This is a genomic window from Microbacterium sp. Leaf203 (genome assembly GCF_001421275.1).
Classification (GTDB): Bacteria; Actinomycetota; Actinomycetes; order Actinomycetales; family Microbacteriaceae; genus Microbacterium; species Microbacterium testaceum_A.
The window spans coordinates 640-900 of record NZ_LMKF01000010.1 but is presented as its reverse complement, the minus strand read 5'-3'; the positions used below and the strand labels follow the sequence as shown (position 1 = coordinate 900).

The 261-nt window shown below is 61.7% G+C and carries 1 protein-coding gene; it reads left to right on the top strand.

The window, feature by feature from the left end:
- Nucleotides 1–261 (top strand): inositol monophosphatase family protein (locus tag ASE56_RS17370; RefSeq protein ID WP_327037354.1); only part of this gene is annotated, 261 nt, incomplete at both ends.

The window sequence follows — 261 nt, the reverse complement described above, 5'->3', positions numbered from 1 at the left end:
GCCAAACGACGCGCGTTGAGGACGCTACACTGTTCACCACCACGCCGGCTTTGTTCACCGGCGAGATGCGCAGCCGCTACGACCGTTTCGAAAAGCAGGTCCAGCTCGTCCGCTACGGTACGGACTGCTACGCCTTCGCCATGCTGGCGGCGGGCCATGTCGATATCGTTGTCGAGCCGGGGCTCAAACCCTATGACATCGTGGCTCTGATCCCGATCATTGAAAAGGCCGGTGGCGTGATCACCACGTTCGAGGGTGGGC